Source organism: Burkholderia sp. TSV86 (assembly GCF_001522865.1).
Taxonomy (GTDB): domain Bacteria; phylum Pseudomonadota; class Gammaproteobacteria; order Burkholderiales; family Burkholderiaceae; genus Burkholderia.
This window is the reverse complement of record NZ_LOWB01000116.1, coordinates 46798-72878: the sequence shown is the minus strand read 5'-3', so window position 1 is coordinate 72878 and position 26081 is coordinate 46798. Positions and strand designations below refer to the sequence as shown.

The 26081-nt window shown below is 62.0% G+C and carries 19 protein-coding genes and 2 pseudogenes; 4 read left to right on the top strand and 17 right to left on the bottom strand.

What is annotated here, in order from left to right:
- Positions 1-166: 166 nt before the first annotated feature.
- Together WS68_RS21895 and WS68_RS21890 are read right to left on the bottom strand one after the other, a co-directional pair.
- A pseudogene (locus WS68_RS21895) lies at positions 167-2596 on the bottom strand (glycosyltransferase family 4 protein); the annotation flags it as partial.
- Positions 2593-4059 carry an oligosaccharide flippase family protein gene (locus WS68_RS21890; protein ID WP_059572741.1) on the bottom strand — a complete coding sequence of 489 codons (1467 nt, stop codon included), beginning with the start codon at positions 4057-4059 and terminating at the stop codon, positions 2593-2595. The gene WS68_RS21890 and the pseudogene WS68_RS21895, both read right to left, overlap by 4 nt.
- A gap of 548 nt (positions 4060-4607) precedes the next feature.
- Between WS68_RS21890 and WS68_RS21885 the strand changes: the two genes are divergently transcribed.
- Genes WS68_RS21885 through WS68_RS21875 form a run of 3 tightly spaced genes read left to right on the top strand, consistent with a single transcriptional unit; the run spans position 4608 to position 6843 of the window.
- Positions 4608-5663, top strand: a complete 1056-nt coding sequence (locus WS68_RS21885; protein WP_059573078.1) for an acyltransferase family protein — start codon at positions 4608-4610, stop codon at positions 5661-5663.
- Positions 5660-5869 carry a hypothetical protein gene (locus WS68_RS21880; protein ID WP_059572740.1) on the top strand — a complete coding sequence of 70 codons (210 nt, stop codon included), beginning with the start codon at positions 5660-5662 and terminating at the stop codon, positions 5867-5869. Before WS68_RS21885 ends, WS68_RS21880 begins: the two co-directional genes overlap by 4 nt.
- A complete protein-coding gene (locus tag WS68_RS21875) occupies positions 5866-6843 on the top strand; it encodes an NAD-dependent epimerase/dehydratase family protein (protein ID WP_059572739.1) in 978 nt (325 codons plus the stop codon). The genes WS68_RS21880 and WS68_RS21875 overlap by 4 nt, the downstream gene beginning before the upstream one ends.
- A gap of 161 nt (positions 6844-7004) precedes the next feature.
- Here the strand turns inward: WS68_RS21875 and WS68_RS21870 are convergent, their stop codons facing one another.
- The 11 genes and pseudogenes from WS68_RS21870 to WS68_RS21820 form a co-directional block, all read right to left on the bottom strand.
- Positions 7005-7994 carry an alpha/beta hydrolase gene (locus WS68_RS21870; RefSeq protein ID WP_231753084.1) on the bottom strand — a complete coding sequence of 330 codons (990 nt, stop codon included), beginning with the start codon at positions 7992-7994 and terminating at the stop codon, positions 7005-7007.
- Positions 7995-8094: 100 nt separating this feature from the next.
- Positions 8095-8604 (bottom strand): annotated as a pseudogene (cysE, locus tag WS68_RS21865) (serine O-acetyltransferase); the annotation flags it as partial.
- Between the two features lie 91 nt (positions 8605-8695).
- The gene (gene thrH, locus WS68_RS28525) at positions 8696-9319 is read right to left on the bottom strand and encodes a bifunctional phosphoserine phosphatase/homoserine phosphotransferase ThrH (RefSeq protein ID WP_231753083.1); all 624 of its coding nucleotides are present in this window, start codon (positions 9317-9319) and stop codon (positions 8696-8698) included.
- 16 nt (positions 9320-9335) lie between these two features.
- Positions 9336-11201 carry an FAD/NAD(P)-binding protein gene (locus WS68_RS21855; protein ID WP_059572737.1) on the bottom strand — a complete coding sequence of 622 codons (1866 nt, stop codon included), beginning with the start codon at positions 11199-11201 and terminating at the stop codon, positions 9336-9338.
- Positions 11195-12211, bottom strand: coding sequence for a 2,3-diaminopropionate biosynthesis protein SbnB (sbnB, locus tag WS68_RS27925; RefSeq protein ID WP_059572736.1), 1017 nt, complete (start codon positions 12209-12211; stop codon positions 11195-11197). The genes WS68_RS21855 and sbnB overlap by 7 nt, the downstream gene beginning before the upstream one ends.
- Positions 12208-13257, bottom strand: a complete 1050-nt coding sequence (gene sbnA, locus WS68_RS27920; RefSeq protein ID WP_231753082.1) for a 2,3-diaminopropionate biosynthesis protein SbnA — start codon at positions 13255-13257, stop codon at positions 12208-12210. Before sbnA ends, sbnB begins: the two co-directional genes overlap by 4 nt.
- Positions 13251-14558: a SidA/IucD/PvdA family monooxygenase gene (locus WS68_RS21840; protein WP_059572735.1), complete on the bottom strand. Its 1308-nt coding sequence runs from the start codon at positions 14556-14558 to the stop codon at positions 13251-13253. The genes sbnA and WS68_RS21840 overlap by 7 nt, the downstream gene beginning before the upstream one ends.
- A gap of 10 nt (positions 14559-14568) precedes the next feature.
- The gene (locus WS68_RS21835; protein WP_059572734.1) at positions 14569-15561 is read right to left on the bottom strand and encodes an ABC transporter substrate-binding protein; all 993 of its coding nucleotides are present in this window, start codon (positions 15559-15561) and stop codon (positions 14569-14571) included.
- Positions 15562-16719, bottom strand: a complete 1158-nt coding sequence (locus WS68_RS21830; RefSeq protein WP_059572733.1) for an NAD(P)/FAD-dependent oxidoreductase — start codon at positions 16717-16719, stop codon at positions 15562-15564.
- Positions 16720-16741: 22 nt separating this feature from the next.
- A complete protein-coding gene (locus WS68_RS21825) occupies positions 16742-18247 on the bottom strand; it encodes a methionine--tRNA ligase (protein WP_059572732.1) in 1506 nt (501 codons plus the stop codon).
- On the bottom strand, positions 18240-18632 hold the full coding sequence (locus tag WS68_RS21820) for a cupin domain-containing protein (RefSeq protein ID WP_059573073.1): 393 nt from the start codon (positions 18630-18632) through the stop codon (positions 18240-18242). Before WS68_RS21820 ends, WS68_RS21825 begins: the two co-directional genes overlap by 8 nt.
- Before the next feature lie 318 nt (positions 18633-18950).
- Here WS68_RS21820 and WS68_RS21815 point away from each other — a divergent pair, with 318 nt between their 5' ends.
- A complete protein-coding gene (locus WS68_RS21815) occupies positions 18951-19196 on the top strand; it encodes a DUF1272 domain-containing protein (protein WP_059514903.1) in 246 nt (81 codons plus the stop codon).
- Positions 19197-19277: 81 nt separating this feature from the next.
- Here the strand turns inward: WS68_RS21815 and WS68_RS21810 are convergent, their stop codons facing one another.
- From WS68_RS21810 to WS68_RS21795, 4 genes are all read right to left on the bottom strand, one after another.
- Positions 19278-20228, bottom strand: coding sequence for a LysR family transcriptional regulator (locus WS68_RS21810; protein WP_156429608.1), 951 nt, complete (start codon positions 20226-20228; stop codon positions 19278-19280).
- A gap of 229 nt (positions 20229-20457) precedes the next feature.
- Positions 20458-21630, bottom strand: a complete 1173-nt coding sequence (locus tag WS68_RS21805; RefSeq protein ID WP_059572730.1) for an iron-containing alcohol dehydrogenase — start codon at positions 21628-21630, stop codon at positions 20458-20460.
- 33 nt (positions 21631-21663) lie between these two features.
- Entirely contained in the window at positions 21664-22380 is a 717-nt protein-coding gene (locus tag WS68_RS21800; RefSeq protein ID WP_197419654.1) for a LysE family translocator, read from the bottom strand.
- 1117 nt (positions 22381-23497) lie between these two features.
- Positions 23498-26065: an alpha/beta hydrolase family protein gene (locus WS68_RS21795; protein ID WP_082710247.1), complete on the bottom strand. Its 2568-nt coding sequence runs from the start codon at positions 26063-26065 to the stop codon at positions 23498-23500.
- Positions 26066-26081 lie beyond the last annotated feature (16 nt).

The window sequence follows — 26081 nt, the reverse complement described above, 5'->3', positions numbered from 1 at the left end:
GCGCAAAACGGCAGATCGGCATCGGAAAAGCGACGGTTACGTCGTCACCAAAAGCTCGGCGGCCGGGCCGCGGCCCACGCTGTCAGCGCGGAACGCGCGGCCGGTCATCGTATCCGTCGCGCCCTTCACGCCCGCTGCCGCTCACACGCTGTCGCGCGAACGGCCGGCGCCGTTGCGCCGTCTCGACCAGCACCTGCTCGACCTGTTCGACATATCGCCGCGCGCCAAAGCGGTTTAACGCGGTTTCATAGCCGTTCTGGGCGAGCCGCTTGCACAGCACGGCGTCGGTTCGCAGCGCGGCGAGCGCGCCGGCAAGCGCGTGTGCGTCGCCGGGCTCGCATAGCAAACCGTTTACGTCGTCGTCAACGATCTCGAGGACACCGCCCGCACGGGCGGCGACAACCGGCCGCTTCGCGAGCATCCCCTCGACGATCACCCGTCCGAACGGCTCTGGCATGATCGACGTATGCGCAACAACATCGACCGCTTTCATGCAAGCCGGGATGTCACGCTGAAAGCCGAGGAAATGCACGCGCTCCGTGAGCCCGTGTTCGACGACATACGCATTAAGCCCGGCCGCGTAATCGTCCTCGCCGAACAGCGGCGCGCCGACGAGCGCGACGTGCATGTCCCGATAGAGCCGGGCGGCCTCGAGCAAAACGTGCTGTCCTTTCCAGTGCGCAAGCCGGCTGAACGACCCGACGATCCACGCATCGCACGGCAGCCCGAAGCGCACGCGCAGCGCAGCCTGGCGCACCGGCTCCAATTTGACGAACGGCTCGGCCGAAATGCCGTTGAAGACGACCTGCACTGCGTCGCGATCGAAACCGCTCAGTGCGACAAACGCCTGCGCGGACGCCTCCGAGTTCGCGATCACACGCGTCACGCCGAACCGCGCGCAATACCGAATCGCCGCGCGCTGCTTCGGCCCGAAATGCACTTCGCTGACGATGTCGCGCAAATGCCAGACGACCGGCTTTCGTGCGAGCCGCCCGGCAATCGCGCCAACCACCATCGCACGCTGCGTGTTCGCGTAGATCACGTCGAAACCGCGCGCTCGGCGCGCGATATCGCGCACGAGCGCCAGCAAACTGCCTGCGGTGCGCAGCGACATGCCGCCCTGCTTGCGCACACCGGCGAGCAAGCGCTCACCGACCACCTCGACGCGCACGCTCGCTTCGATCAGCGCCTCGCGAAACGGACCGTCGCCGAACAGCACAACGTCGGCGGCATCGCGCAGTTGCATCATCGCTTCGAGCAGCGACAGCTCGGCGCCCCCCAGCACGCCAGCCTGATCAAGTACGAGCGCCTTCAACCCACTTGATTTCAACGACACGGCAGGCGGCTTGGTGCGCCGCGTGAGCCTCGCTCTCGCCTGCGCATCGGGCAATAGCGCATCGATCTGCGCGACGAACCCGCGGCGGAAGTGCGCAGCGGAAAAACGCTCCGCGTTCACCCGGCAATCCTGCGGATCGAAACGTTGCGGCGCGCGCTCGAAATCACCCACGGCATCCATGATCGCGCGCACGCTCTGCTCGTCGAAAAACACACCGGTCGGACGCTCGTGCGATACACCCCGCACTGTCTCGAGCGCGCCGCCCTTGCCATACGCAATCACGGGCGTACCGCACGCCTGCGCCTCGACAACCGAAATCCCGAAATCCTCTTCGGCCGCGAATACGAACGCTTTCGCCCGGCGCATCCTGTCGTGCAGTACCTCGAACGGCTGATAACCCATGATCTCGACATTTGACGCCGCCTTCGCACGAATCTTGGCGATGTCCGGCCCGTCACCGATCACGATGAGCCGCCGCTCGGGCATCTGCGTGAATGCGTCGACGATCAGATCGATCTTCTTATACGGCACCATGCGCGACGCCGTGACATAAAAATCCTCTTTTTGCGCGCAGAGCGAGAATCCGTCGACGTCGACCGGCGGAAACACCACCGCCGCGTCACGCTGATACACCTTGCGAATCCGCCGCGCGACAAACGCCGAATTCGCGATGAACCGATCAACCGAATTCGCCGTGCGCACGTCCCAGTTTCGCATGTAATGCAGAATCAGCCGCGCGAGTGCGGATTTGACGCCGCGGGTCAACTGAGCTTGTTCGAGGTACTGATGTTGCAGATCCCACGCGTAACGAATCGGCGAGTGCACGTAGCTGACATGCACTTGGTCAGGGCCGGTCAAAATCCCCTTGGCAACCGCATGGCTGCTGGAAATCACGAGATCGTAAGACGATACGTCGAGCTGCTCGATCGCGATCGGCATCAGCGGCAGATAGCTGCGGTACCGGGTACGGGCGAACGGCAGTTGCTGGATGAACGACGTTTTCACCGGCTTGCCGCGCAGGAAGGTGCGATCGCCGAGAAAATCGACGACGCTGAACAGATCGGCGTCCGGAAAGCACGCGACGATCTGTTCGAGCACACGCTCGGCGCCCGCATAGGTGACGAGCCAGTCGTGCACGATCGCAACGCGCAACGTTCGCGCGACGGCATTCGCACGCGGCAGCGCTGGCAGCGTGAGCCGCGCGCCGCACACATCGCGCGCCGCGCGGCGCACCGCATGTTCGGTAAGATCGCGTTTCATATGCTTTTCGTCACATTCAAGCGCATGAGTACGGCGCGTGCGAGCACGCGGATGCTGGGCGTCATCGTGATCGACCAGCCGGCGTTCAGCGCGAGCGCCGCCGCACACGCGACGATCGCAGCGGGCAATCCCGGCAGCGCATGCGCGGCATACAGGCTCGCGAGCAGGCATGCAAGATGCGCGCTCATGTCGAACGCGATGGCACGAATCCGGATCGCGCACAGAGACAGCAGCATCCCGTAATCGACGAGTGCACGCACCGCGACGGCAACCGCCGCACCAACCAGTCCGAAATGATGGATGCCGATCCATAGCGCACCGATGAAGAACGGCATCTGCACGAGGCCCGCCGCAGCGGCGCGTGCGGGATTGAGTTGCGATTGGATCAGGATGCGCGCGACGCTCGCCTGCCCGGCAGACCAAACACTGATGACGAGCATGCGGCCGACGGGCGACGACGGATTTGCAAGATCGCGGCCAACCCATAGAGAAAGGAACGGATCGAGCGCGAAAATCGCGACGATCGCGATTGGCGTGAACACGGCATTCAAAAATTCCAGCGACTGCTCGACGAGCGTGTCGGCATCGTCGCGGCCGAGCGCCGACAACCGCGGAAACAGCGTGCGCACGAGCGCATTAGGCAGCATGCTCAACCGCGTGACGAGATTTTGCGGCACCGTGTAGTACGTCACGTACTTCGCACCGAGTCCCGCACCCAGCATCACGCGGTCGAGGGTATCGGCAATCATGCTTGTTGCGCTCGCAATCAGCATCCAACCGCCGAAATTGAAGAGCCCTTTTGCAATGCCGAACCGGGGCGGTTCGATCGAACGGATACTCAGTACCTTGATGCTCGCCGAACCCAGCATCACGGCCGCGATCAAGCGCGCGACGACCGCGGCGGCGAGCACGGCCTGCAACGTCGGCGCGACAAGCCATACCGCGATCAAGGGCAGCAACTGGAACAGGAACGTGCCGATTGTCTGGTTCGTGTTATAGACACCGAAACGCTCCGCACCGTTGATCGCCCCAGCGAACACCCACGATACGTTCGCGAGCGGAACCGCAAACGCGAGCCACGGCAGCGCGAGATACACCTCGTGCCGCAACTCGGCCGATACCTTCGCGAAGTATGCGGTATAGACAAACGCGCCGGAATAGAGCAGCAAGCCCCCCGCCATCCCGGTTCCGAGATTGAGCCAGAACGCACTCCAGTACACGCGCGCGCTCAACGCGCTGTCGCCGCTCGCGAATGCCTTCGAGATGTAACTCTGCGCGGCCATGCTCATGCCGAGATCCAGGATTCCGAAATAACCGATCAGCGTCCACACGAGGCTCACAACGCCGTAACGCTCGATGCCTAGCGTGTGAATATAGGCAGGCACGGTGACGAGCGAAACGAATGTCGGCAAAACCATGCCGAAGAAATTGATTGCCACGTTCTTCAGAATGCGTTTATCCATGATTGCGTCGCGTCGCCGCGTGCCCGATCATGACCGGCCGCGCGTCGCTCATGCCGGATTGCGCCGCGTAACCGGAAGTATTACCGCTTCCATCAGCGTCGAACGTCGCAAAACGCCATCTCCTTTCGGACCTCGCGCACGAAGCGCGCATTTGCGGCGCCGAGCGTATCGCAAAATTGGTTTCAAATGGATTTCAAACGATGAATCGCAGGTTACAAGCAAAAAAATTCATAAAAAATTGGAAATATTTACGAATAAATCACCACAGAATACCGTTGTACAATTTCGCACCCGACTTTTTTTCTGCGCGTAATAACGACCGGCCGCCAGCGGTCCATTCAAGTAGAAAGTGCAGGGCCGCCCAGCGCACCGTAGCCATTCCATAACGGTGCCGTGCCTCGAAGGCAATCCGAATCCATCGAATTACGATTTGTTTTTTACCAATTTATTTTGTCTAAAATTGACTAAAGATCGATTTTTTATTTATCGACATATCGATAACCGTCACGCTCAATTCCAACATGCCCAACATGCCCAACATGCCCAACATGCCCAACATGCCTGCTGCTTCGCCCGTTCAGGCCGGTCGCATCGTCCAGCTCGACGGCCTGCGTGCATTCGCGGTACTGTCGGTGTTTTTTCATCATGCGCTGAAAGTGCCGCTGTGGATCGGCGTCGATCTTTTCTTCGTGCTGAGCGGCTTTCTGATTACCGGCATCCTGCTCGAACGCAAGGCACGCGGCCAGTCGTATTTCGGCTATTTCTACGCGCGCCGCGCGCGCCGCATCTTGCCTCCGTATCTATTGCTGCTGGCCGTTTCGTCACTGCTGTTCGGTGTCGAATGGATACGCCATTGGCCGTGGTATGCGTTTTTCTCGACGAACCTGGGGCTCTCGCTCGGCGGCATCGGGCACGACAGCCTGAACGTGCTGTGGTCGCTCGCGGTCGAAGAGCAGTTCTACCTATTCTGGCCATTCGTCGTGCTGCTTTGCCCGATGCGCGTGCTGGCATGGATCGCCGGTGCGCTGATCGTCGCCGCGCCGGCAATGCGCGCCGTTGCAACGCCATGGTTCAGTTCGTCTTGGCCTATCTATTATTTGACGCCGTTCCGAATGGACTTGCTTGCCGCCGGCGCACTGCTCGCGATCGCCATCACGCGCGACCGGAGCGCACTCGAGCCATATTACGGCGCGGCCGCCGCGCTCGCGCTGGCGGCACTGGCAGCGCTCGTGTGGCTGCATCTGTCGTTTCCACGCTTGCGCGCGGCACACACGCCGCTATCGAATGCGGCGCTCTATAGCATCTCGGTCGTGCTTTGCACGTCGATCGTCGTGATCGCGCTGCGTGGTCGCGGCATGGTTCAGCGCGTTATGACACATCCCGTGCTCGTCTACATCGGCAGCGTCAGCTACTCGATTTATCTCGTTCACGTGAGCATGTTGTACGCACTCTGGCCACTGCACTGGAATCGCTATCTGACAGCATTGCTTGCACTGGGGGCCACGCTCATGTATGCCACCGCAAGCTGGTACGGCTTCGAGCGGCGCTTGGTGCTCAGCGCAGCGCGGCAGACGGCCGCAAGTACCGTGCGCGCGTCCACATGATCTACGGCATGCATTCCATTCATCTTTCATTCGATCAATCCGGAACGGCCGCGCAACGTATGCAACGTATCAGTGCCGGTACGTTGAACCTGCCCGAAGCAGCGCGTGCCGTGAGCCTGAAGACGCACCGCTATCGGACACTGGTTTCGGAGAAGTTCGGCAACGTGCAAGCAGCCTTACAAAACGGGAGCACACCGCGCCAATGAAAACTTTTGAACGCCGCGCGCGGCGCGCGCTCATTACCGGCATTACCGGTTTCACCGGGCGGCATCTTGCCCAACGGCTCGACGCGGCAGGCTACGAAGTCTGGGGAATCATCGCGCCCGGCGCGGACGTCAGCGGCGATCCGCTGCTGCAGCGATATCGCTGCATTCAAGCCGATCTGCTTGACCTCGATTCGTTGCACGTGGCCGCGGCCGACGCGCAGCCGCACGCGGTCGTTCATCTCGCGGCGCGCGCGCACGTCGCGCACGCAAATCCATACGATACGTACATCGTCAACGTCATCGGCACGCGCAATCTACTCGCAACGCTCGCCGGTCTCGGCACACGCCCCGACGCGGTGCTGCTTGCCAGCAGCGCAAGCGTCTACGGCAACCTGTGTGGTGAAGCGCTCGATGAAACCGTGCCGCCGCAACCGGCAAACGATTACTCAGTCAGCAAGCGATCGATGGAATATCTGGCGCAGCTGTGGCTCGATCGATTGCCGATCGCGATCGTGCGGCCTTTCGACTATACGGGCGTCGGTCAGCGCGACCGACGTGACACGTGGTGGCTGCCCAACCTCGTCGCGCATTACGCGAGCGGCGCGCGTCGAATCTCGCTCGGCAATCTTCACGCGAGCCGCGATATCTCCGACGTGCGCGACGTCGTCGACGCATATACGAGACTCATCGATGCCTCCCCGGCCGGCGAAACGTTCAACGTCTGCTCGGCGTGCGGTTATGCGCCGAAGGAAGTGCTCGCGATGCTCGCGCGCATCGCCGGGTATGTAATCGACGTCGATGTCGATCCGCGTTCCATGCGCGAGAACGAAGTGAAGAAGTTCGTCGGTTCGCGGCGCAAGCTTAACGAGGCGATCGGTGACGTGCGCATCACGCCGCTCGAAGAGACGTTGCGCTGGATGTACGACGAAATGCGCAGCGCACCGCCGAAGCACGCCGACCACCGAGCGCGCTGAGCGCCTGCGCACATGCATCCGCCGCCGGACCGAAGTGATCGCGCGTAAACCCGTGCGCCATGTCACGCCTAAGCACATACGAAGCGCGATGCCGAAAACGCAGCAGCTATTCGCGGCGAGCGCGACGAGCCGGCGCAAAATCACGCCCGCCGCCCGCGCTGCTATTCGCGAAGCGCCTCGCCCAGACGTCGGCCCGAATGCCGCATCCATTCGCGTGCCGATTTCGAATGCGCTTGCAGCCGGGCGAATCCATGCGTCATGTCGGCCGCGTCGATCAGTTCGACCCGACCGCGCGCGTTGCCGATAAACCGGGCAATCGCCCACGCGTCGTCATACAGCGGATCGACGCGCGCGGCGACTATGATCGTGCGGCATGGCCTGTCCAGCGGTGCACGCGCGAGCGGAAACGCGCGCACGTCGTCGCACGCAGGCGCCTGCGCCGATAGAAACTGTGCCCAGTACCAACGCATTTCGTCGGCGCTCAACCCCGGAGAATACGCGTGCATCCGGGCACTCCCTCCAAAAGCGAGCGCACGGGCAACCGGATAGAGCAGCAGTTGCGCGCGAACCGCCAGCCGATCGCGCTCGGCCGCCATGCGCGCCGCCCCCATTGCCAGATGCGCGCCCGCGCTGTCCCCGCCAACGCCAATGCACCGTGCGGCAAAACCCAGCCGCGATGCGCGTCGCGCGAGCCAGCCGAGCGCGTCCAGCGCATCGTCGACGGGCGCGGGAAACGGATGCTCAGGCGCGAGCCGGTATTCGACGCTCGCGACACCGCACCGCGCATCCAGCGCCAGGTTCGACGCGATAACCTCGTGCGTCGACGCATCACCGACCACCCATCCGCCGCCGTGAAAATAAACGAGCAGCGGCAAGTTGCGTCCACCTGCCGCAGGACGATAGAGATTGGCCGACAACGTTCTGCTTTCGAGCGGGATGCGGATTCGCTCGCGCCTGACGCCAGCAGAAAGCGGCACGCTGAACGCGGCCGCCACTCGCTCGAATCGCGCGCGAACGGCGGCCGCGCCCGCCGTCCTGGGCACCGGAACAAACGCGCGGCTGGCCGCTGCGTAATAGTCGATCAGCGCCCGATCGATCCCGTCAGTACGCGTCGAAATCATCGTTGCCGCGCCCTCATTCGAACTCTGCATGATGCGGCCCGTCGACTGCCGCCCGCGCGCGCGCCAGGGCCTCGCCCGCGGCAGCGGCATCGCGCACCTCCGGCACGCCGCCATTGAACGGCGTCCGCGCGACGGCGCGCGCCACGCTTGCGATCACCCGCTCGCCAGGCGCGACGGCTTCCATCACCACCGCGTTCGGCCCAACCTTCGCGCCAGCGCCGACCGTAAACGGCCCGAGAATCTTGGCGCCCGCGCCGACCACGACGCCATCGCCCAACGTCGGATGGCGTTTGGTGCCGCGCCGCAGCGACGTTCCCCCGAGCGTCGCGCCCTGGTAGATCGTGCAATCGTCGCCAACTACGGCAGTCTCGCCGATCACGACGCCCATCCCGTGATCGATCAGCACTCTGCGCCCGATCACCGCCCCCGGATGGATCTCGATCCCGGTCAGCAGTCTGCCCAGATAGCCAATAAAACGCGCCGGCCAGTGGATGCGCATGCACCACAACCGATGGGCCATCCGATGCAGTATCACCGCATGCAATCCTGGGTAGCACGTCAATACTTCGAAACGGCCGCGCGCAGCCGGATCCCGCCGCCGGATTGCGTCAATGTCTTCTCTCAACCTCGCCAATAACATGATCGTCTCCGTTGATAGTCATCGAGTGATGGCTGTTTATTTGCCTTTTTCGCTGGCCGTCCACCTGCCGCCCGTCCGCACAGCGGCCGGGTCATCCAAACTCGCGCAATCCGCAACGGCGGGCCAGCATGCTCATCGCATCGAAAAGCTCGTGATAGTCGCGGCATACGCCAATCTCCGGATGTGCCGCCGCAATCGATTCGGGCACGTTGATGAAGCGCGCAGCGTCGGCCGCCTTCAACATTCCGATGTCGTTGAACGAATCGCCGGCCGCAAATACGGAGTAACCGAGATCCTGCATCGCCCGCACCACTTTCGGTTTCTGATCGTCCAGACGCGCAGCCCAGCCCGTGACCCTGCCGGCCGCGTCAAACGTCAAGCGATGGCAGATCGCCGGTGCACAACCGAGCTTCGCGGCGAGCGGCCCGAGAAAGTCCCGATACGAATCGGATACGAGCAGCGTGGGCCAGTGTGCGCGAACCTCGTCCAGAAATTCGCGCGCGCCTGGCAGAAGCTCGACCTCGCGCACGATCGACACCAGACGCCCGATCGACAAGCCGTGCTCGTTCAGGCTGCGGATGCGCGCTGCCATCAACGCGTGATAGTCGGGCTCGTCCCGCGTCGTGATGCGCAGCGCAGCGATTCCTGTGGCTTCAGCAATTTCGCCCCATAGCTCCGGCAAAAGCGTTCCTTCGATATCCAAACAAACTAGCATCGGTATCCTCGACAGTTCAGGCGGTTTGCATCGCGGCGACGCCATCGATACAACAAAGCACGGCCCGATGGGCATCGCTGACGGCGCGCGACGGCGCACCCGGCGACGGCACGTAATGGTTGTAGTAAGAAGCGCCCTCGACGCACGGACCGAAAATCCACAGGTTGGGCGCGACCGCGCCGGTAATGCCGATCGGATGCCCGTCGCTGTCCGTCTGGACGCCGTCCAGCCCCATCGCCGGCTGTACTGGCGTGACGACCCCCTTTGCGTGCAGCGTGGCCAGCAGTGCAGAGCCGGACTCGTGCACGCCGGAGCTGTCCACCCGCGCAGTAAGCACCCGCGACACGACACGCGGCCGTATATCGCCAACAGCAGCGTCGCGGCTTGCGATCGTGTACGAGCCGGTTTGTTTGTCGCGCCGCACATCCGGATTCACGCCGGGGAAAATCTCGACGATTCCGGCGTCGATCAACGCGACCAGGTCTTCGTGCCGCTCTTTCTGCGGACCGGCGACCATCCGGTTGATCAACGCACTGTACGGCCCATAGAAAAACGCGTGCGATTGTGTCGAGAATCCGCCGTAATTCGCGAGATCGCGCAATGCATCGCGCAAATCGCGCCAGACTTCGAGCGCTGCTTTGCGGGGGCTCGCAGCGAGCCCCTTGCGGCTTTCCGCGATGTCGTCTTTCAAAAAACTCAGCAACCATTCCGGATAGCGCTGCCCCGTGCCGCACGCGGGCACGCTCAGACGCAGCAGCGTGTCTGGATCGAACGGCCCGAAACGCGATGCGCATGCGCCGAAGATGCGCTCGATCGACGTCTGCTCCTGCGCGCCGGCCATTTGCCCGCGCAGCGCGACCATGCTGGCGGGCTCTGCCAGTGTCGCAGCCGTCAAATAGAACGCGGCTCGCATTTCATTTTTCATGATCGGCAGCACGTCTCGCACGAAATCGAGCGAGCCTGCCCGCCGCCTCAACATCGCCACTCGCTCGGCAGTCAGGAAAACGGGCTTGTGCCGCTCGCGCGTGAGCGTCGTGTCCGGCCGGCTGAAGAAAGGCAGCCCCGAGCGCGAATAAACCAGCATCCGCGGCTCACGCCCCGAGCGGACATAGCGAAGCCCATTGTCCGCACATCGGACAAAACGGCCGCCACGGCCAACCGTCAACGCCGAAATCAAATCCGCGCTGGTCAGCCCAAGGCCCGCTATCGCGATACGCTCGCCGGCCGAGACATCGGCCAGCAGCGTCTGGGTCGCAGCGCAACCGACAGGTCCGGGAATCACATCGATGAATGCATCGCCGCTCTTGCGCTTTCGCCCCGTGTGACCGATGGTGACGAACGCATGCGTGACGTCGCAGCGTTCGCCGTCGGCGCCATGCAGCGTCAATCCGCCTGCGTCATCCAGCGCAACGATATCGATCACCTTCTGCCGATGCAGCACGATCCGCAGATTCGGCGGCGCAAGCGTGCGCAAATGCTCGAACGACCATGCAAGATATTGGCCGAGCCGCCGCCGCGGCAAGTAGTCGAGTTCCGATGCCCTGCGCTCGGTGCAGTGCGCATCCCGGTCCTCGCGCATCCGGACATCGCGTGTAACGCACCACTCATGGAAGGTCGGCCCCAGGCGATCGAGCCGGCCGCCGGCTGCGCCGAAATCCGCGAAGATACTCAACTGCCCAGCGATCGTGTTGAGCATCAAGTAATCGGGCTGATCCGGCGAGTGCACGCCCACGCCAGGCACGCCGGGCTCGAAAATGACAGCCTTGACCGAACGATGCGGCCGCTGTCGAGCCGCCCAGACCAAGCGCTCGAGCACGACGAGCCCGCGCGGGCCCAGACCGACGATGCCAATCACCGTTTCCGAATCCGCACTGCCTACCATCTCGCGACCTCCGGAAAGAAACCGGGCACGGACAGTGCCAAATTGTCAGCCACCGCGATGTCATAGACCTGCTTGCCGATCGCGAGATCGAGAACACCCAGACCAAACGGTGAAAACACCGTGGCCCGCGCCGGGTCCAGCGCAATCTCGCCGCGAATCAATTGCGCGATCGTTCCGTTGATGAACGCGCGGCTGCCCGACATTTTTTCCGCGAGATGCGGCGACGTGTCGGCTTTCAGGCAATGATCGACGTCGTCGACGACGTTGTTGGCCTCCATTAGCAACGAAGGCGCAAGATCGCGCAGCGAGATGTTGAGGATCGTCTGACCGGCGCGCAAGCGGGCCGGCGTATCGACGTATGGCGTGCCAGCGTTCGTCGCGAACACGACCAAATCGGCATCCAGCGCCGCCGACAGCGTGTCGACGCGAACTTTGGCGGCAATACGCTTCGCCGCATGTGAGCTCAACGATTCGGAAGACTGAAGATCACGATCATGGACGACTACTTCGTCGAACGTCCATTCGTCCGCGACGAACATGTCGAAGATGTTCTTCGCAATGACGCCTGCGCCGATGAAAGCAACCGATCCCGCACGGCGCGCATGCCCGGTACACCAGTTCGCTGCAAGCACGGCCGAGGCGGCCGTGCGCACCGCGCTGATCTGCGACGCCTCGAGAAACGCAAACGGATAACCGGTGGCCGGATCGTTCAATACCAACGTGGCGGATGCACGGGCGAGGCCCTTACCGAGATTCGACGGATAGCTTGCGATCCACTTGATGCCGGTGACGTTGATCGAACCTTCGATCGCGGCCGGCAATGCAATGATCCGATCCGACGGACGCTGCGGGAAGCGCAGAAAATAGCTGTCCGGATTGATCGTCTGTCCGTCGTGATGCGCGAGGTACGCTTGCTCGACCGACGTGAGCGCGCGTCGCAACGTCCGGTCCAGGATACGGCGCACGCTCACGCCTGTTACGACATGAAATGGCAGTGAATCATGTGTCATTGACGCAACTCCTCTACGAATGAGCCAACAGATGAATGAAAAGACGGAATCTGCGAAATATCGCCGTCAAGCGGAACCGCGCCGAATCGCTCGCGGACCCAGTCGTCGTCATAGACCGTGTCGAGATATCGCTCGCCGAAATCCGGCGAAATTGCAACCACGGTCGCTCCACGTGCGATGCGCTCACGCCAGCCGAAGAGCCCGGCCAGCACCGTGCCGGTCGACGCGCCGACCAACAGCCCGCGCGTGCGCGCGAGATGGCGACACATCGCAATCGTGTGCGCCTCGGGAATCTGTTCCATCGCAAAGATTCCGTCTGCCTTGAAAATCGGCGGCATCCGGCTCGAACCCAGCCCCGGCAAATAGCGCTTGCTCGCCGGCTGGCCAAACGTCACCGAGCCGATGCTATCGACCGCGACGATCCGGGTGGCGGGCCGGTACGCGCGAAAATAGTCGACGCAGCCCATCAGCGTGCCGGTCGTGCCAGCGCCGACGAATAGATAGTCGATTTCCGGAAACGCGTTCGCGATAGACGCAGCGGTCAACCGCCGATGAATCGCCGCATTCGCGGGATTCGAATATTGATTCAGCCATACGTATCGTGCGTCCCGGGCGAGGCAGTCCTGGACATAGGCGATTCGCGTGCCGAGGTAGCCGCCATTCGCATCCTTTTGCTCGACCATTACGATGGTCGCCCCGTATGCCGCCATGATCTTCTTGTTATGCGCAGACGTGTTCGGATCGACCACGCACGTAAAACGTAAGCCGCGCGATGCACACACCATGCTCAGTGCAACGCCTAGATTTCCGGACGACGATTCGATCAATACGGTATCCTGATTGATCAATCCCTGCTCATCCAGACTTTCGAGCAAACCCAGCGCTGTCTTGAGCTTGATGGAGCCAGCCAAGTTCAGCCCTTCGAGCTTCAGATGCACGCTGGCGGGAACGAGGCCCGCCAGCGTCAGGAACGCGCCGTCGTCGACGAATTCGGCCACCGATGCGCGCGAGCGGCGCGCAATCACGTCCATGCTTGCAATCAACATGATCGCACCTCCTGCGGCTGTTCGTTCGGCGCCAGCAGCGACGCAAGAATCCGTTCGGCACGCATCGCCATCAGCGAGAAAGATTGCCCGTCGCCGATACCGTGCGCACGCTCCGACAAACCGTTCGCAAATATTTCGACATCGGCGTTTTCCGTCTCGATCCGATAGTCGCGGCCGATCGTGATGCCGCCGTCGCCATCGATCGCAAGCCATGGCTGCAACTCGGCGAGCAGGGGTGGAATCAGCGGCTGCTCATAGCCGGTCGCGATGACGATCGCGTCCACGTTCAGCCATGTCACACTGCCGTTGAACACATCACGCACCGCCACGCGATAAGCGGCGCCATTCCGCTCGATCTCGATTGCCTCCTGAAACACATGCACATTCAGGCGCTCGCGCCCCGCCAGTTGGTCTTCGTAGACCAGCGAATACAGCGCCAGGCTTTCGTCGGGATCGATGCCCGAGTAGTTGGTCGCCTTCACTTCGGCGAGCAGACGCCGCCGCGCCTCGGGCTCGAGATCGTGGAAGTAGTCGACGCGCTCCGGAGAAAACGCCAGATTCGGGAAATGGCCAAGCTGCGTGATCTTGAAGCCGCTCGACCGATGCAGCGATTCGATCAGGGCGTCCGGATGACGGCGCAGCAGATCGGCGATGGCCTCGCTCGCGCTTTGCCCCGAACCGACGACCAGCCAGCGCTTGCAGTCGGCAAGCGCTGGCGCGGCCACGGCGCTCAAATACTGGGCGGTATGAAACACCCGCTCGCCGAGATGCGCGCAAAAGACTTCCGGCACGCGCGGATGGCTGCCGTTCGCAAGCACCAGCCGCCGGGTGCGCCGCACGCCCTTGGACGTCACGACCTGCAAGCCGGTGAGGCGGCCGTCGGTGGTCTGCGGCAGAATCTGGCGAACCGGTTCGTCGTAAGCCACGTATTGGCTCAGTTGCCCCGCCACCCAGCTTACGTAGTCAGACCACTCGAACCGGCTCGCCGGCCGCCCGAGCTGGCTGAACCGGTACAAGCGACCGTTTTCCTTCAGATACATCGCAAACGAATAACGGCTGCGCGGATCGCGCGGCGTGACGAGATCGCGCAGCGGATGATGGTTGATGTCGGTGCCGGGCAGCAACAGTTCAGGCTGCCACTGCGTGTTCGACGCGCGTTCGAGAAACGTGACAGCCTCGTAAGGCGGCCTGCCGTTCGCTTCGCTCCAGTCGGCGATCGCGCATGCAAGCGCGATCGCGGCAGGGCCGAAACCCACGCAGATCAGATCTGAATCAAATGCACTCGGTAGATCTCTCTTCATTACAGGTTCCTCATATTGACTCATTGGACGCGCCTGCTTCGATCACCTGTTCGAGCATCAAACGCCCGGATTTCAGAGACCAGATCGCATGCGCGGTATCGCGGTTTTGCCGCGCCGAAAACCGGACGCGCGCGGTTGGGGTATCGAAGCTCATGTCGCCGATGCGTTGCGGATCGATGCTCGATTCGGCCGCCAACTGCGCGGCGATATGGAGCGCAGCAAACGTCTCCAGCGCGTTGACGCCGGGATTTTCCGCATACCAGCGGACGTAGCTGCGCGCGAGCACCTCGCCGCGCGCCAACGCATAAGCAGGTGCGAAACCGACGATGCTCACGTGCCCGGCATCTCCGATCCGCTCGGCCAAGCTCGCCGAAGCAGCGTCGTCGGTCAGGAAGATCGGCTCCGTGCAGCCCGCGTCGCGCCGCTTAAGCACATAGTCGGCGCTCGCCTGCACACCGCCGACGAAAACCGAGCACGTCCCAGGCGAAGCGTCGTCGCCATCGTTCAATACGGCAATGCCATGCAACGACGCCGCATCCGTGATGTCGGCCGCGAGTTGCTGCCCGTGGCGGGTCGGCTCGCAAGCAATGCGCAACCGGCGCCACCCGTGCGACGCAAGATGCGCGACGAGCCGGCCCGCCAGTACGCAATCAGGCGCGCACAGGCGCAGCACGGGCGAACCGTTAGTGGTCAGCGCACTGGCCGTTGCGGTCGGCAGCAGCAGTAACGTTCCGGATTGCGCGTAGCGCGACACGGCGGCCTGCGCCGCATCCGACGACATATGGCCGATGACGATGCGCGCGCCGGCCCGCTCGAAATGCTCGGCCGCGCGCAACGCCCCTTCGCGCGTGCCGAGGTCGTCGGCAAACACAAAGCGCAACGCGGCGATCCGCGGATACTCGTTTCTCGCCAGCGCCAGCGTGCGAAAGAACGTGCGTGCATGCGGCGCAGCCTGCAAGTCGTAGCGAACGGCCACGCCGATCGTCGGCGAAACACGCTTCATCTAGACGCCCTCCGCCTGGCCGATCACGCGGATTGCCGAGAAACGGTCCGGCGCGAACGGTGCAAGCAAATCTGGGGGCGCCGAGATCCCGTGGCGAAGCCGCTGCGCGATCTGCTGCGCGATCAGCTGCGACAGCGACGATGCAAGCTTGTAGCCGATCCCGTTCATCGCAGTGGCCGCATAGCGCGTCGCGGCGGCATCGACGAACCCGACGATCGGTCGTCCATCAGGCGAGTAGCAATCGTGCCCACGCAGGATGTCGATCACGGGGCCACGCTCCCGCACGCCGGTCATGACGCTCAATCGATGCAGCGCGTCTTTCTTGATCGCATCGCCGAACCGCCATTGGAGCTGCTCAGGCAGGCGCGCGCCCTCCCTGACGCGCGAGCCGGCATGAATCAGACCGCCGCTCAACGGCACTGCGTAGCTGTCCGCGATCGCATCGATCACGGGCAGTTCGAGCGGCTTGGACGCAGCCACCCGCATCAGCGGAATCGAGCGCGCGGTCAACGGCAGATCGCCTAGCAACGAAGCCGACGACGCACCGCACGCAATCACCGCGACACGGGCAAACAGCGTCGCGCCGTCAGTTTCCACGCACACGCTGTCGCTGCTCGAGTGAACGCTGCTGACGCCGAGGTTTTCAAGCAACACGCCGTGATCCTTGACGTAGTTCGCAAGCCCTCCCGCAGCTGCCCGAACATTGCCGATTCCCGCATTCGGCTCATACAGTACGGCCTCGTCCGAACGCGGCTGCGGAAACGACGAGATCGCGGACACCTCACTTCGCGTCAGCAGCCGCATCGGATATTCCGCGCTCGCATGCGCCGCAATACAGCGGCGCAGCGACGGATCGGACTCGTTCAGGCCGAGATACAGCATGCCGGTCTTGCGGCGGGTCGCGGCAATCGTGCGCGCGACGACCGAATCGGCGCACCGGAATTCATGGGCCGCGAGCGAAGAGATAGCCGGATCGCGGTCGTAGATGCGCGAAATACCGCCGGAGTATCGGCTCGCGCCGTGGCTACCGGCACTGCCTTCATCGATCAGCGCGGTGTGAATGCCTTGCTCGACCAATGCGGCGGCAATCGCCGAACCGATGATGCCGGCCCCGAGCACAGCGGCTTCCACGCGCAACATGACGTCGTTCGCTTGCAATTGGCGGTCCTCGTTCAGGCTGTCAGATCGAATATTCGGCGGCCGTGCCGTCCACCAGATAGGCAGTCGCATCGCGCTCGCCAACCCCATAGGCGTCGAAAACCCGCGCGGCGAACTTCGGCATCAGCGGCTTGCCGAACGCGGCAATCGCGACGATCAGGTCGATGTCTAGACGATGCGCCGCATGCCGCTCACGCGCGACGGCAATCAAATCCAGCACGACGTGAGCGAGTTGCCGCATCGAGAACCGCTCGGACGATGTCGCACTCAGCCAGCGCTGCCGGAATCCGGCGATCAACAACGCAACGTCCGGTGGCGCGCTCGGCGTCCACAGCTCGGTCGCGCGTTCGGACGGCAGCGGCAACGTCTCGAGAAATTCCGTGAATACGGATTGCCGCCAATCCCGAAAGCCCTGCCGGCTGAAATCACCCTCGCCTTCCTCCGGCGAGATCGACGCGAGGTAGAGCCGCGCGCTGTCCGAGCACGATTCGGCGACCAAATCGCGCATCCAGATCGCGTGATTGCGGCTCGTCGACAAGTTCAGGCCGTCGAGCGTCAGAAATTGGTTCGGATAGAAGTGCTGACGAATCCGCAATTCCGGCATATTCGCAAGCAGCGTTGGATAAACGATCGCGTGGCTGAATGCGCAGTCGAAACCGAGAAAATGCACGAGGCGGCTGTCGTCCGAATGCCAGTACCGCTCGAACAAGCCGGGGTCGTGCTGATGAACTTCCGCGTATTCGCGAAATGCCGCCATGTATCCGGCCAGCCCCATGAACCACGTATGAACGCGGCGGCTGCCGTCGGCTGCCAAGTCGAGACCGCCATCCTCGGGACGCGTTACGCCCCAGTCGTGCAGCTTCGTGTCGATCGTGTCCGCGATCCAGTCGCCCATTGGGCGGCGCAACGGCATCTGTCGAAACGTCGAGCGCAAGAGCGACTGGAATTTCGGCAAGCGCAAAAAGACGCGCTCAACGGGCCGCCACGTGTGCTGGCCACCGCAGAGCTTGCAACGAAAGTTGGCCATCCGCTTCGAATCGGGCTCCTGCGCACAACTTTCGCATTGGCTTGCATCCGAATCCGCGCCGCAGTAGTTGCAATTTCCGCGCCCAAATGCTTCGTATCCCCAAACATTACATGACGGACAATAGGGTTCGTCCGAAACCCTGACGTCGAACGCCTGCTTGTCTTGCGCCGCCCGATAGACGCGGCGCACGGCTTCGGCGAAATACGCGTTCTCATAGGGCTGGTGCAAATGGTCGATCTGTACGTCCGCAGCCGCCAACGTCGCGTTGATCTTCTCGGTATTGGCGCGCGCCAGCGCAACCGGGTCGGTTGCCAGCTCGCGGCCCTTGCGCAGCATGTACGACTGGTAGTCGTCCGAATACGAGATCAGCACGCACTCGTGCCCGCGTTGGCGCTGCGCCCTCGCGAATACGTCGGCGGCCAAGAACGGGCCGGCGAGATGGCCGATGTGGAGATCGCCGTTCGGCGTCGGCGGCGTGATCGTGACGACGAATTTAGTCATTCAGGCACCCCGTCTCGTCATTGAGTTCGTTCATGTAGCGCTTGACATGTGCTTCGTCCCACCAGATCACGTAAAAATGAAAGTCTTCGTCCGAATCGTTGATCACGTAATGGTTTGTATGCTTAGGAATCACGACGATGTCGCCGATCTCGAACGGATAGGTCGTCTCGCCGATCACTACGGAACCTTTACCCTTGATCGCGATGAACAGTTCCTGGTCGATCTGCGTGTGCGGCTCGCTGATCGTATGGGGACGCACAACGCACCAACCGCCGCCGAACGGCATCGAATATCCGTCCCACGGCAACAGGCGTTGGCCGTCGAGCCCGTATTCGTGCACCAGTGCGTGCCATCTGATTTTTCGATAAAGATCGAATTTCGGCATGATGTTCATCCACCCTATTTGTGTTGAAGATGAGCTGCCGATTCTGAGCGGGCGCCTCTGCGCTAACAACCGATTGCGCTAATAACTCATTTCCAAGCATCAATGGAAATGCTTGATATGCCGGTTTTAATCGTGGGAATATGCAGGCACAACCTGATTTGGCGTGCTTATTACGCGTGAGCAAACCCGTTTTGTGCAGGGCGGGAATTCCTGATATGCTGCCCATCGCCTCAATGCCACATCCGACCCCGGCGATGCGTTACCCGGATCGCCAGGCACGCACGTTTTTTCAACACCTCGATAACAAAGGAGAAGCCGATGCTGGAACTCAGACCGGGATGTGAATGCTGCGACAAGGATCTGCCGCCGGATGCCGATGCGCGGATCTGTTCTTTCGAGTGTACGTTTTGCGCGGACTGCGCAACCAACGTGCTGAAAGGCAAATGCCCGAACTGCGGCGGCGAGTTGGTGGCCCGGCCGCGTCGTCCGGCGAACAAGCTGGCAAACAATCCGCCGTCGACCAAGCGAGTGTTCAATCCAGCGTGCGCTCAGCAGCAGCCTTGAGCGCACGCTTCGGTCAAACTCACGCGCGATGAGCCGCACGCATGCCCATGCAGCGGCTGCGGCGGCGAAACCACACCGCGCTCACGCCGCCAGTTCGATCACCTGACGCCGATAGGCCGACGTCTTGCGCAGCGTCGGCTTGTCGCAAATGAAATCCAGCACCGTGCGGGCCGCGTGGCTCAGCATCGAATAGGGTCGACTCAACACGACCAGTTCGCGTTCAATCAACTGCGGCAGCACGGCAATCCGGTACGTCTTCGGATTCTCCGGCAGTGCCAGTTGCGGCACGATCGAAAAACCCACCCCGTTCTCCACCATCGACAAAATGCTATCGACACTGGCAATCTTGTAGAAGCTTCGCAAATGCACGCCATAATTGCGCAGGCTCGCCACCGCCTGAATGCTATGCGGGTTGTTCTGCTGAATGAAGTTTAGTGACTGCAATTGATCCCAACGCAGCGTACCTTGCATTGCGATATCGGGTGGCAACACTGCGACGTATCGGTCCTTGACGAACGCGCGCGAGATGTACTTCTCTGCCTCCATGTTTGTGATGATCGCGATATCGGCACCAAGCTCGTTGAGCACATCGAGCACGGATTCCTCTCGCTCGGTGTCGTCGAGGATTTCCACCCGGATGTCCGCACGCACCTTACTCAAATCGGACATCAACTGCGCGAGCAATCCGGTTCCGACGCTGCGTAGCGTCGAAATGCGCACCGGCCGCGACGACAGCGTCTTACCAAGCATGTCGTTGACGATATCGAGCAAATTGCCCGTCTTGATGATTAGCTCCGCACCCGCGTCAGTCAGCACGCAACCAGCCCGGGAGCGCACGAACAGGCGCTCGCCGACGAATTTCTCGACTTCAGATATCGCATGACTGATATTGGATTGCGTACAGCCTAATTCAGCCGCCGCCGAACTGAAGCTGCCCGTTTCCGCTACTGCCCTGAACGCATTAAAATGACTTATTCTCATAAATTCGTCAAATCTCTGGCGTAATTTCTTAGATACTGGGGTTATTCGCACTGATTCTTACGCCCAGGAGAAACCGGGCTTTTTCGTAACCAGTACGAAAAGCCGTTTGCGACAGGAATCGGATGCGCGGTCACTTACGCAATCGAATTCCGTGTATCGCGATAGCCTCGCCTCGGCCCGGCGCAGGCATCAAAACATCCCTCGAACGATTTCCAAACGATGACGGAAAAAAGCGGTGCCGCCGGCCGGCGAGCGGAGCGCCGGCGCGGCCACGGACGGATCAGAGCACGCCGTCCAATGCGCAATCCAGCAATCGACGGTAATAGTCGGTCGACACCGCTACCGGATTCGTATTCGAACAACCGTCGGCCACGGCCATCCGGCAAATCAAATCGGCCTGCGAACCATCTATGCCCAGCGTGCGCAGCGTGTGCGGGATGCCGCCTTCGCGGCGCAGCGTCAGCACCCATTGCAGGATCGCCTCGAGCCCCGTGCCAGGCAGATCCAAATAACGGGCCAATCGCTCGAGCGGCTCCTGTGGCATCGCCGCATTCGCACGAAGCACATACGGCAGCAACACCGCATTGAGCAAACCGTGATGCGCGTCATACAACGCGCCCAACGTCTGCGCCAACGCATGCACTGCGCCCAGCCCTCGCTGGAACGATGCAGCGCCAAGCGCCGACGCAACCAGCATCTGCTGGCGCGCATGCACGTCGCCGCCATCGCTCAGCACCGCAGGTAGTGCATATCGAATCAGCCGCATGCCTTCGGCGGCAATGCCTTCGGCCATCGGGTGATACACCGGCGAGCACCACGCTTCGAGGCAGTGGGTCAACGCATCCATGCCAGTAGCGGCAGTCAGCCCGGGCGGCAAACCCAGTGTCAGTTCCGCATCCAGAATCGCGACGCGTGGCATCATCTTCAAGTGCAACATGGTGCGCTTCACGCGCGCCTGCTCGTCGGTGATGACCGCTGCGCGGCCCGTTTCCGAGCCCGTGCCCGCCGTGGTCGGAATCGCGATCATCGGCGCAATACCGGCGGCGTTGATCGTCGCCTCGGGATTGCCGACGTCCTCGTAGTCCCACAGCTGCCCCGTCTGCCCCGTCATCAATGCGATAGCCTTGGCGGCGTCAATCGGCGATCCGCCTCCGAGCGCAACCACGCCGTTGCGCTCACTACGCCGATATACGTCCAACCCTGCTGCGACGTTGCCCCCAGTAGGGTTGCCCTTGATCTGATCGAACAGTTGCACATCGATCCCGGCAACGCGAAATCTCTCGATCAGCGTGCCGGTATACGGCTGCTTCGCGATGAACGGGTCCGTCACCAGCAGCGGCCGGGTGATGCCGTGCTGAAGGCACCAGTGCGGGGTTTCGCGTATACGGCCTGGACCGACCTTGATTGCGGTGGGATAGTGCCAGTCGATACACGGTACTTCTTGATATGTCATGGTTCGCGCTCCTTGATTGCGACGACGAAATGGTCAGGCATGCAAATGAATCGGCAGCACGCTGACGAGACCCCAGATCAGCTTGACGCCGAATACCGCCAAGCATGCGGCGGTGATCTGATCGATACGTGTCTTTGCGAGGCGATAGACGTGCTGCACGCGGTTCACCGAGAACAGCGTCGCAAGCGTGACGAACCACGATGACGCCAGCACGGCGATCAATGCGATCGCGGCCGGCTTGGTCCATGGCGCGAGACCTGGAATCAACAGGCTGGTGAATACGCTGGTGTAGAAAACCAGTGCTTTCGGATTGGTCAGGTTGGTGGCCAGGCCGAAGCGATACGCCTTGAACAACGATTGATATGCAGACTTATCGACTTTCTTCTGCCCCAACGGCTGATGCGCGTTACGCCATATTTTCAGCCCCACATGCACGAGATAGGCTCCTCCCAATAATTGCAGCACTGGTTGAGTCAAAGGCCACCGCGCAAATACCAGACCGAGTCCGGCGGCTGCGGCGCTTGCCCATAGCACGCTGCCGGACGCGACGCCCAATCCTGTGCAAATCGCATGAAGGCGGGATTCATTAATAGCGATTTGGGTGATGACGAGAAAATTGGGTCCTGGGCTCGCAATGAGCACGAAAAATACTGCAGCAAGGCTGCATAACACCGCGATTTCCTGCATGACGACGAAGCTCCTTGGAAGAATGGTTTTGATAGAGCTGACGGCGTCAGCTCCGTTGCTCATGTTTGCCGCTCGTCAGCATCGCAACAACTCATTCCATGCATACTTTCTCGCCAGCTATCGATTCTTTTTATGTTGATTTCAGGTGCATAAATGCAGCCAAAAAAATGGTATCGCGCATGCAGCCGCTGACTTACGCATCCCTTTCATCAATTCGCATTGAGTCGCCAAAATCACGCACGGTGCCCTTTTGCACAAGTTCCAAACGCGGTGGCATGCGCCGTCGATACGCAACGGTTTTTGGGCACGTTTACCGCGCCATAGAGAAACCCGGAGGAAATGTTCGGTTCGGTTAGCAAGCGTTCGACGATTTCGCGTGCGCGCTCCGGCGCACGGCCGGATCAGCGCGTCCCCTCGCGATTCGAGCAAAGCGGATGACGGCTGGCCTCCTGCGCGCATATCCGGCACGATAGCCTGCGCACACCAGACGCCATGAGCCCATCTGTCGATCTCGATCGATCCACAGTGGTTTTCCCTATGTATCCGCCAACAAACACAGCTCGGCGCGGAGCCAGGCTCGGGATTGCCCGAGCGCTTGCGGCCTGCTTTTTTGCACATCAACCGAATGTGAATGGGCGCGCACGATCGTCGAATCGATCAAACTATTTCCGATTCCTTCGATTGCCCTCACAGGAAAATCAATTGATTCGTCAGTTAATTGTTTATTTAATGAATCTCAGAATTCGAGACCGTCTCCCCCAGAAATAGGGCACCGCGAATTCGAATCGGCTCATGCTACCGGCGTCAATTTTAATGAGCAAGCCGGTTCTTATTAAAAAATTAGAATGACTAAACGCTATCGCTCGCTAAAGCAAACAGCGGCAATACAAGCAGGTCCGCTAGGTGGGCGCGCTGATCGCGGCAGGCGATCAATCAGGTAAATATCCGATGATTCGTGGAGAGTCCGGCGGCGTCGCAAATAGGCACGGCGCCGTGTAAAGCGAGCAGCCTGCGATGAATAGCTTTTGATTCATCCGCGCCATGCGGTGAATATCGGGACCGAAGCCATATGTCCGCGGCGCCGGTCACCGAAACGATTCGGCATGCCGGCCGCCGCTGCGGACCGACGGCGCATCGGGCGCCGGCCCCACGGTTTCCCATGCGCCGGCGCCATTCCATATCATGATGGCTCGCGCTGCGGCAGCACAGCGCCGCCCGCGTTCGAACCGGCCGCCTGCGGCGTCGGCTTCACATAGCGATCGAACCAGTCCAGCATATCGGCAACCAACTGCTCGTTCGATTCGAACGCCGTATACCAGTGCGGCTCATGCGGCAACATCACTAGACGCGCCGTGCCGCCGTTGCCGCGAATAGCTTCGTACAGCAGCGTCGCCTGCAGCGGTGTCGTGCCAGGATTCGCGTCGTCCGCGCCATGCACGATCAGCAGCGGCGTTTTCAGCTTGTCCGCATAAAAGAACGGCGACACCTTCAGGTAAACATCCTGCGCCTGCCACACGGTTCGCCTTTCGTTTTGGAATCCAAACGGTGTCAGCGTTTTGTTGTACGAGCCGCTGGTCGCGGCGCCGGCGCGGAACAGATCGGAATGCGCGAGCAGGTTGACGGTCATCAGCGCGCCATGGCTGTGGCCGGTGACACCGATGCGCTGCGGATCGACTACGCCGAGCCGAACCGCCTCGTCGACGGCCGCCTTCGCATCGGCGACGAGCTGCTCGTTATAGGTGTCGTAGGCCCGCTTGGGATCGCCGATGATCGGGAACGACACGTTGTCGATCACGGCATAACCAGCAAGCAGCAGAAGCTGATAGCCATGCAGCCGCGTAAACGTTTCCTGCGAACCGCTGACCTGCCCGGCCGTCGCGGCGTCCGCATAATCGAGCGGATAGGCTGACAGCACCGCAGGCACTCGCGTACCTTCCCGATAGCCGGGCGGCGTGTATAGCGTAAACGAGAGCTCGAGTCCGTCGGCACGCTTGTATCGAACGAGACGTTTATGAATTTGCCGCACGATCGGCGTCGGATCGCTCAGATGTGTGACAGGCGTGCGGTTCGATGCATAGATCGCCTCGCCCGCGGGCGCGTCGATACGCTCGCCCAGCGAACGCAAAAACAGATTCGGCGGCTCGACCGACGACTGGCGCCAAGTCAGCAGTGTATGCAGATCATGCGGTGCGAATGCGACGAACCACTCGTATGCAGCTTTCTCGCTGCGGAACAAACGCTCCGTTTTCAGCGTGCCGAGGTCGAGCCGATCGAGAAACGGGCGGCTGCCGTCCGGCGACGCGCCCGCGCCACGCAGGAAAATCGCGCCGTCAGCGACGCGGGCAACGCGAAACCCGTTCGGCAACACGCGGCTGACCGGATTGCCGGGGTCCGCGTACCGCTCATTGACGGACATATCCCACAACAGGCGCGGCGCGGGACTCGGCGTATCGACATCGACGATGAAGCTGCGCTGCCATTGGCGGTTCTCGTCGTATTCAGTCAGCAGCGCGAGATCCGGCCGTTCGGTCCACGCGAAGCCCGCATAACGCTGCCGCAACCGCAGCACTTCACGCGGCGCACCATCGAACGGCGCTTTCAGCATCATCACCTTGTCGCGCTCGGGCACGTTGACGTTCCAATCGCCGCTGTCGAGCGCTTCCGCCCAGACCAACGTTGCCGGCTCGGTCGGTCGCCACGAGAAATCGCGCGGCCCGGTCGGCACGCCGCGAATCGGCACGCGGTCCGCGAGCGGGCGCGCCGCGATCCTGCGTGTCACGATCTTGGCGCGATCCGCGATATCCCAGACTGTATAGTCGTGCGGAAAGCGGCTGGCCGTCGTGATGTACGAATAGGGGCGGCGAATCGTCGACACCAGGAGGTGGCGACCATCCGGCGCCGAAGAAAGCCCGTCGTAAAGCGCCGGTTCGCCGAGCAGCGTGACCGCGCCGCTGCGCGCATCGACGAGTGCGAGTTGCGACGTGCCGTAATAATCGAACAGCGCCTCGTCGCGCGCGCTCTTCAGCGTGTCACGCGCTTCATACGTGCTGCTCTGGCCGGAGCGGCCGTCGGACTCCTGCACGCTCGGGCCGGCCAGCGCATCGCCGGCCGCTGGTGCGGGCCCCTGCCCCGGCGGCACGAGCTTGACGAGCAGCGTCTTTTGATCAGGCATCCAAAAGACGTCTCCACCGAACATCGGGTTGAGTTTGACGCCGCGAACCTGATGCACCGCGCCCGTCTCACCGTCGCCGATCCATAGCTCAACCGCGTTCGTCGTCACGTTCGAGAACGCGAACGATCGGCCGTTCGCATTCCATAACGGCTCGCTCGCGCAGCCGTTCGCCGGCAAGTTGACGGGACGCGAGTCCCCGCCGGGGATACGAGCAAGCGAATAAGCCGTCGCGCATTTCGGGATGCCATAGCCGCCTGGCGTATCGTGCCGACTGCGATTGCCCGGCTCGATGCGCACGCCCGCCAGCGGCAGGAACGGTGTTGCGACGCGCGTGATCGACGGATATTCCTGCACCGACACCAGCAACATCCGGTCGGTAGTCGGGCTGATCACGGGCACGGGCGGAAGCGGCGCGCGCATCACGTCCAGGATCGCCTTCGGCGGCTGCCGATAGCCGGACGGCGGCGATGCATTGCCGTTGGACTGAGGCGGAGTTTGCGCACACACCCATGCTGTCGCGAGCGACAGCACGCATCCGGCAAGCGCGGTGCGAATGGAGGGAACGTATCGGTTCATCGTCTGCAATCGCCAA

What these genes read in the sequence shown, in the direction of transcription:
- WS68_RS21880 (WP_059572740.1), top strand. Translation starts at nt 5,660, where the DNA reads ATGATCTACGGCATGCATTCCATTCATCTTTCATTCGATCAATCCGGA.
- WS68_RS21875 (WP_059572739.1), top strand. Translation starts at nt 5,866, where the DNA reads ATGAAAACTTTTGAACGCCGCGCGCGGCGCGCGCTCATTACCGGCATT.
- WS68_RS21890 (WP_059572741.1), bottom strand. Translation starts at nt 4,059, where the DNA reads ATGGATAAACGCATTCTGAAGAACGTGGCAATCAATTTCTTCGGCATG.
- WS68_RS21885 (WP_059573078.1), top strand. Translation starts at nt 4,608, where the DNA reads ATGCCCAACATGCCTGCTGCTTCGCCCGTTCAGGCCGGTCGCATCGTC.
- WS68_RS21815 (WP_059514903.1), top strand. Translation starts at nt 18,951, where the DNA reads ATGCTGGAACTCAGACCGGGATGTGAATGCTGCGACAAGGATCTGCCG.
- thrH (WP_231753083.1), bottom strand. Translation starts at nt 9,319, where the DNA reads ATGCTAGTTTGTTTGGATATCGAAGGAACGCTTTTGCCGGAGCTATGG.
- sbnB (WP_059572736.1), bottom strand. Translation starts at nt 12,211, where the DNA reads ATGACACATGATTCACTGCCATTTCATGTCGTAACAGGCGTGAGCGTG.
- WS68_RS21825 (WP_059572732.1), bottom strand. Translation starts at nt 18,247, where the DNA reads ATGACTAAATTCGTCGTCACGATCACGCCGCCGACGCCGAACGGCGAT.
- WS68_RS21805 (WP_059572730.1), bottom strand. Translation starts at nt 21,630, where the DNA reads ATGACATATCAAGAAGTACCGTGTATCGACTGGCACTATCCCACCGCA.
- WS68_RS21820 (WP_059573073.1), bottom strand. Translation starts at nt 18,632, where the DNA reads ATGCCGAAATTCGATCTTTATCGAAAAATCAGATGGCACGCACTGGTG.
- WS68_RS21800 (WP_197419654.1), bottom strand. Translation starts at nt 22,380, where the DNA reads ATGAGCAACGGAGCTGACGCCGTCAGCTCTATCAAAACCATTCTTCCA.
- WS68_RS21870 (WP_231753084.1), bottom strand. Translation starts at nt 7,994, where the DNA reads ATGCAGAGTTCGAATGAGGGCGCGGCAACGATGATTTCGACGCGTACT.
- WS68_RS21840 (WP_059572735.1), bottom strand. Translation starts at nt 14,558, where the DNA reads ATGAAGAGAGATCTACCGAGTGCATTTGATTCAGATCTGATCTGCGTG.
- sbnA (WP_231753082.1), bottom strand. Translation starts at nt 13,257, where the DNA reads ATGTTGATTGCAAGCATGGACGTGATTGCGCGCCGCTCGCGCGCATCG.
- WS68_RS21835 (WP_059572734.1), bottom strand. Translation starts at nt 15,561, where the DNA reads ATGAAGCGTGTTTCGCCGACGATCGGCGTGGCCGTTCGCTACGACTTG.
- WS68_RS21855 (WP_059572737.1), bottom strand. Translation starts at nt 11,201, where the DNA reads ATGGTAGGCAGTGCGGATTCGGAAACGGTGATTGGCATCGTCGGTCTG.
- WS68_RS21795 (WP_082710247.1), bottom strand. Translation starts at nt 26,065, where the DNA reads ATGAACCGATACGTTCCCTCCATTCGCACCGCGCTTGCCGGATGCGTG.